Annotated in this window: 1 protein-coding gene; it reads left to right on the forward strand. The window is 40.6% G+C overall.

The features are described 5' to 3' along the window. Positions 1 to 1,197, forward strand: a 1,197-nt coding sequence (locus QI30_RS19470; RefSeq protein ID WP_148113913.1) for an MMPL family transporter, incomplete at both ends; no start/stop codon positions are given.

Consider the following 1,197-nt stretch of genomic DNA (forward strand, 5'->3'; position numbering starts at 1 on the left):
CAGCGGTGATTGGCTTATTAATTGGGTTATGCGGAGTCATGATTGTTTCCAATTACGCAACCGTTGCATTTGTATGTATTACGCTAGCTGCGATGCTTGGACTTGCAGTAGGGATTGACTATGGGTTATTTATTATTTCTCGTTTCCGTCAAGAGTATGCAAAAGGCTATTCGATTCAACAGTCGATTGCCATTGCGAACGGTACAGCGGGAACAGCAGTAGTGTTTGCAGGGATTACGGTTATTATTGCATTACTGGCGTTAGCTGTTCCACAAATTCCATTCTTAACAATGATGGGGATTTCAGCAGCGTTAACGGTATTCATTGCCATTTTAATTGCGGTGATTGTTACACCAGCAGTGTTGATGTTAATTGGTAAAAAAATTACACCACCAGTTGACCGTAAAAAGACGTTAGCCGAAAAAGTAACAGACCGAGTGAAATTCTCAGGAAAGCTACTACAAGGCTGGGCAAAAGTATTAAACAAAATTCCAGTATTAATCGCAACACTTACCATCGCCTTTTTAGCGATTACAGCGATTCCAATTTTCCATATGGAACTTGGCCTACCAGATGATAGTGTTTACGAAGAGGGGACACCTCAGCGTGATGCGTATGATTTATTAAAAGAGGGCTATGGTGAAGGGGTTCACGCTTCACTTGTTGTCGTAGCAGAGGCGACAGAAAAAGATGGGGAAGTGCTATCGAAACTTGAGCAACTGCAAGCTGATATTTTAGCAATGGATCATGTTGATCTGATTACGAATGTCATTCCAAAAGAATCAGGCGAAATGGCCGTACTTACATTAAATCCAACGAATGGACCAAGTGATCAAGAAACAATTGAACTTGTGCATGAGCTACGTAATGCAAAATTTGATGGCGTGAAGTTAAATGTTACTGGTAATACAGCGATGTACATTGATATTTCAGAACGTTTATCAGATGCCTTACCAGTATTCGCATCGATCATTGTTGTATTAGCATTCATTATTTTCATGATTGCGTTCCGCTCAATCTTAGTGCCACTTAAAGCGGTGCTTGGTTTCGTCTTATCCTTAGGTGCAACTTTAGGGTTTGTCACATGGGTTGTACAGGACGGTAACTTCTATGAACTGTTTGGATTCGTTACAACGAGTCCAGTATTAAGTTTCTTACCGATTATTGCAACAGGTATTCTATTTGGTTTAGCGATGG

The organism is Candidatus Kurthia intestinigallinarum, from assembly GCF_003991225.1.
Lineage (GTDB): Bacteria > Bacillota > Bacilli > Bacillales_A > Planococcaceae > Kurthia > Kurthia populi.